This is a genomic window from Epilithonimonas xixisoli (genome assembly GCF_004365655.1).
Classification (GTDB): Bacteria; Bacteroidota; Bacteroidia; order Flavobacteriales; family Weeksellaceae; genus Epilithonimonas; species Epilithonimonas xixisoli.
The window spans coordinates 1-5,864 of the sequence record NZ_SOEO01000004.1 but is presented as its reverse complement, the minus strand read 5'-3'; the positions used below and the strand labels follow the sequence as shown (position 1 = coordinate 5,864).

Genomic DNA, 5,864 nt, shown 5'->3' with positions numbered 1-5,864 from the left:
AGCGCAGAAGAGCTTACAGACGATGATTATGAATTTAGGGCTTGATGAAGAGTGCTAGATTTAGTTAAAAAAAGTCTTGTAGGATAAAAAAGGAAAACATATCTTTGCAGACCCAAATCGAGAGATTGGGGAGCGCAGGAGAGGATAGGGAAACGAACTATATTTAGTCTTTTAAATAGGTTAAAAAAACTTGAAAAAAGTTTTGGTAGTTTGAAAAACATTATCTACTTTTGCAATCCCAAATCGAAAGAGATGGAAGCGCAGGAGATCAGTTTAGAATGTACCAAAATGACTTTCGGGTTATGAAAAAAAAACTTTAAAAAAGTTTTGGTAGTTTGGAAAAAACTTTTTACTTTTGCACTCGCAAATCGGGAACAATGACAGATTGAGATTCCTGAGGCAGCGAGAAGAATATAAGATCATTGACATAACATATAACAACCAAATTAAGAAAAACCAAAGCGTCAATTTTAAATTGAGTTTGAGTATAAGGACAAACAAACATACAATGGAGAGTTTGATCCTGGCTCAGGATGAACGCTAGCGGGAGGCCTAACACATGCAAGCCGAGCGGTAGAGTCTCTTCGGAGACTTGAGAGCGGCGCACGGGTGCGGAACACGTGTGCAACCTGCCTTTATCTGGGGGATAGCCTTTCGAAAGGAAGATTAATACCCCATAATATATATTACGGCATCGTAATTTATTGAAAGCTCCGGCGGATAAAGATGGGCACGCGCAAGATTAGATAGTTGGTAGGGTAACGGCCTACCAAGTCAATGATCTTTAGGGGGCCTGAGAGGGTGATCCCCCACACTGGTACTGAGACACGGACCAGACTCCTACGGGAGGCAGCAGTGAGGAATATTGGACAATGGGTGCAAGCCTGATCCAGCCATCCCGCGTGAAGGACTAAGGCCCTATGGGTTGTAAACTTCTTTTATACTGGGATAAACCTACTTACGTGTAAGTAGCTGAAGGTACAGTATGAATAAGCACCGGCTAACTCCGTGCCAGCAGCCGCGGTAATACGGAGGGTGCAAGCGTTATCCGGATTTATTGGGTTTAAAGGGTCCGTAGGCGGATCTGTAAGTCAGTGGTGAAATCTCATAGCTTAACTATGAAACTGCCATTGATACTGCAGGTCTTGAGTGAGATTGAGGTAGCTGGAATAAGTAGTGTAGCGGTGAAATGCATAGATATTACTTAGAACACCAATTGCGAAGGCAGGTTACCAAGTCTTAACTGACGCTGATGGACGAAAGCGTGGGGAGCGAACAGGATTAGATACCCTGGTAGTCCACGCCGTAAACGATGCTAACTCGTTTTTGGGGTCTTGCGCTTCAGAGACTAAGCGAAAGTGATAAGTTAGCCACCTGGGGAGTACGTTCGCAAGAATGAAACTCAAAGGAATTGACGGGGGCCCGCACAAGCGGTGGATTATGTGGTTTAATTCGATGATACGCGAGGAACCTTACCAAGACTTAAATGGGAAATGACAGATTTAGAAATAGATCCTTCTTCGGACATTTTTCAAGGTGCTGCATGGTTGTCGTCAGCTCGTGCCGTGAGGTGTTAGGTTAAGTCCTGCAACGAGCGCAACCCCTGTCACTAGTTGCTACCATTAAGTTGAGGACTCTAGTGAGACTGCCTACGCAAGTAGAGAGGAAGGTGGGGATGACGTCAAATCATCACGGCCCTTACGTCTTGGGCCACACACGTAATACAATGGCCGGTACAGAGGGCAGCTACACTGCGAAGTGATGCGAATCTCGAAAGCCGGTCTCAGTTCGGATTGGAGTCTGCAACTCGACTCTATGAAGCTGGAATCGCTAGTAATCGCGCATCAGCCATGGCGCGGTGAATACGTTCCCGGGCCTTGTACACACCGCCCGTCAAGCCATGGAAGTCTGGGGTACCTGAAGTCGGTGACCGTAAAAGGAGCTGCCTAGGGTAAAACAGGTAACTAGGGCTAAGTCGTAACAAGGTAGCCGTACCGGAAGGTGCGGCTGGAACATCTCATTTTAGAGCGTCTTTTAGACGATAAACAAAATTAAGTTTTTTATACTTGAAAAAGCTTTGGTTTTACTTTGGTTGCTTATATAACAATATACCCACTAGAAATTAGTAAAGGGATAAAGAGATAATTAACAATTATTAATTAATAATTATTAATTAGAGAGAGTCTCGTAGCTCAGCTGGTTAGAGCGCTACACTGATAATGTAGAGGTCGGCAGTTCGAGCCTGCCCGAGACTACTAATTAAGTGATTTGAAATTTAGTGTTTGACATTTGAAATTAATATCAAATATCAAAAAGAATAATCTCAAATCAATCTAGAGGGGAATTAGCTCAGCTGGCTAGAGCGCCTGCCTTGCACGCAGGAGGTCAAGGGTTCGACTCCCTTATTCTCCACCATTACTGAAAAGTAATAAAAAGTTACAGCGATGTAACAAGCATAGAAGATAATACATTTACGAAAGACAAGATTTATGACCATTAGGGGTCTGCATTATAATAATAGTGATATTATTTGATGCAAAGAGTTCGAGACTCTTATATATTGCTGTTTTACGAGACTGATTTAAAAGTTACGGATAGAGCCAAAAACAATATCTGTTCATCAGTTGAGTAAGAAGAAAAAAGATCATTGACATTAACGATAAGAACATCACAAAGAGAAAACCGAGTGCAATTGAGCACTTGAGTTTATAAAAATACCGCTTGATAGCAATATCAAGCAATAAAAATACTGAACTAATTAATAATTAGGAAAGAAATCGTTAAGGGCGTATGGCGGATGCCTAGGCTTTCAGAGGCGAAGAAGGACGTGGTAAGCTGCGAAAAGCTCGGGGGATTGGCACACACGAATTGATCCCGAGATGTCCGAATGGGGCAACCCGTCTGGTTGAAGACCAGTCACTCCAAATTTATTTGGAGAGCAAACCCGGAGAACTGAAACATCTAAGTACCCGGAGGAAAAGAAATCGAAGAGATTCCGTAAGTAGTGGCGAGCGAAAGCGGATTAGCCCAAAAGTCTTTATATGTTTAATAGAATGTTCTGGAAAGAACAGCCATAGACGGTGATAGCCCGGTATATGAAAGGCATATTTAGATGATAAATGAGTAGGGCGGGACACGTGAAATCCTGTCTGAATATGGGGGGACCATCCTCCAAGGCTAAATACTCCTGAAAGACCGATAGTGAACAAGTACTGTGAAGGAAAGGTGAAAAGCACTTCGAATAGAAGGGTGAAATAGAACCTGAAACCGTACGCCTACAAGCGGTCGGAGCCCACAAGTTGGGTGACGGCGTGCCTTTTGCATAATGAGCCTACGAGTTAATTTTACTAGCGAGGTTAAGGACTTCAGGTCCGGAGCCGGAGCGAAAGCGAGTCTGAATAGGGCGCTTAGTTAGTAGGATTAGACGCGAAACCTTGTGATCTACCCATGGGCAGGTTGAAGCTTTGGTAACACAAAGTGGAGGACCGAACCGGTTGACGTTGAAAAGTCTTCGGATGACCTGTGGGTAGGGGTGAAAGGCCAATCAAACTGGGAGATAGCTCGTACTCCCCGAAATGCATTTAGGTGCAGCGTCGAGACAAGTTTATTAGAGGTAGAGCTACTGATTGGATGCGGGGGAGTCAAATCCTACCAATTCCTGACAAACTCCGAATGCTAATAAATGTTTCTCGGCAGTGAGGGCGCGGGTGCTAAGGTCCGTGTCCGAGAGGGAAAGAACCCAGACCAACAGCTAAGGTCCCCAAATATATGCTAAGTTGAAACAACGCGGTTGGACTGCATTGACAGCTAGGATGTTGGCTTGGAAGCAGCCATTCATTTAAAGAGTGCGTAACAGCTCACTAGTCGAGCGGTCCGGCATGGATAATAATCGGGCATAAGCATATTACCGAAGCTATGGATTTGTACATTAGTACATCTGGTAGGGGAGCATTCTATTTGCGCCGAAGCAGTATCGTGAGGTATTGTGGAGCGGATAGAAAAGAAAATGTAGGCATAAGTAACGATAAAGCGGGCGAGAAACCCGCTCACCGAAAGACTAAGGATTCCTCAGCCATGCTAATCAGCTGAGGGTTAGTCGGGACCTAACGCGAACCCGAAAGGGGTAGTGGATGGACATAGGGTTAATATTCCCTAACTTGCTCACACTAAAAAGGGGACGGAGTGCCGTACTTACTGGAGACTGACGGAATAGTCAAGACCTAGCCTTCGGGCGAAGTTGTTGTAAGGAAAGTGCTTCCAAGAAAAGCCGAAGTGAAGCAACCCGTACCATAAACCGACACAGGTAGTCGAGGAGAGAATCCTAAGGTGCTAGAGTGAATCATGGTTAAGGAACTAGGCAAAATAGTCTCGTAACTTCGGAAGAAGAGACGCCATCAGCAATGGTGGCCGCAGTGAAGAGGCCCAGGCGACTGTTTATCAAAAACACAGGACTCTGCTAAATCGAAAGATGCTGTATAGGGTCTGACACCTGCCCGGTGCTGGAAGGTTAAGGAAGGGCGTTAGCGTAAGCGAAGCGTTTGACTGAAGCCCCAGTAAACGGCGGCCGTAACTATAACGGTCCTAAGGTAGCGAAATTCCTTGTCGGGTAAGTTCCGACCTGCACGAATGGTGTAACGATCTGGGCACTGTCTCAACCATGAGCTCTGTGAAATTGTAGTCTCGGTGAAGATGCCGAGTACCCGCAATGGGACGAAAAGACCCTGTGAACCTTTACTATAACTTCGTATTGACTTTGAGTAAGTAATGTGTAGGATAGGTGGGAGACTTTGAAGCAGGCACGCTAGTGTTTGTGGAGTCAACGTTGAAATACCACCCTTTACTTACTTGGAGCCTAACTTCTTTTAGAAGGACATTGCGTGGTGGGTAGTTTGACTGGGGTGGTCGCCTCCAAAAGAGTAACGGAGGCTTTCAAAGGTACCCTCAGCACGCTTGGTAACCGTGCGTAGAGTGTAATGGCATAAGGGTGCTTGACTGTGAGACCTACAAGTCGATCAGGTGCGAAAGCAGGACATAGTGATCCGGTGGTTCCGTATGGAAGGGCCATCGCTCATAGGATAAAAGGTACTCCGGGGATAACAGGCTAGTCTCCCCCAAGAGCTCATATCGACGGGGAGGTTCGGCACCTCGATGTCGGCTCGTCACATCCTGGGGCTGGAGAAGGTCCCAAGGGTTGGGCTGTTCGCCCATTAAAGTGGCACGCGAGCTGGGTTCAGAACGTCGTGAGACAGTTCGGTCTCTATCTATTGCGGGCGTTAGATGTTTGAGAGGGCTTGAATCTAGTACGAGAGGACCGATTTGAACAAACCTCTGGTGTATCAGTTGTTCCGCCAGGAGCACCGCTGAGTAGCTACGTTTGGAAGAGATAAGCACTGAAAGCATATAAGTGCGAAACTCGCCTCAAGATGAGACATCTTTTAAGGGTCGTTGGAGATGACGACGTTGATAGGCTATAGGTGTAAAGACAGTAATGTCATAGCCGAGTAGTACTAATTACCCGTAGATTTATTGCCTAATTGGCATAGTGCTCAATTGCACAACAAGGTTCTCTCTTTGTGAACGTTTTTATCGATAATTATTAGACTATAGGATAATAGACTGGTAGATGATAGACTTTAATAGTCTCTTATCTCTACTCTATTTATCTCGAATCTAGTAATATAAATATACTGTACATCCTTTTGTACAAAACAGCCTTTAGGGTGGTTTTAGCAGAGGGGCTCACCTGTTCCCATTCCGAACACAGAAGTTAAGCCCTCTAGCGCCGATGGTACTGCGAAAGCGGGAGAGTAGGTCGCCGCCAGTTTTTTTAAACGCTCATCATTCACTTGATGAGCGTTTTTTTT

General features: G+C 45.2%; 2 tRNA genes and 3 rRNA genes. All 5 read left to right on the top strand.

Annotated elements, in window-relative coordinates:
- The first annotated feature begins 505 nt into the window (after positions 1 to 505).
- Positions 506 to 2,023: ribosomal RNA gene (locus tag B0I22_RS15975) — 16S ribosomal RNA — on the top strand.
- 158 nt (positions 2,024 to 2,181) lie between these two features.
- Positions 2,182 to 2,255, top strand: a tRNA-Ile gene (locus B0I22_RS15970).
- Between the two features lie 83 nt (positions 2,256 to 2,338).
- A tRNA-Ala gene (locus B0I22_RS15965) sits at positions 2,339 to 2,415 on the top strand.
- A gap of 355 nt (positions 2,416 to 2,770) precedes the next feature.
- Positions 2,771 to 5,531 (top strand): 23S ribosomal RNA (locus tag B0I22_RS15960).
- Positions 5,532 to 5,716: 185 nt separating this feature from the next.
- Positions 5,717 to 5,824, top strand: a 5S ribosomal RNA gene (rrf, locus tag B0I22_RS15955).
- The 16S, 23S and 5S rRNA genes sit together here with 2 tRNA genes alongside, the layout of an rRNA operon.
- Positions 5,825 to 5,864: the final 40 nt, after the last annotated feature.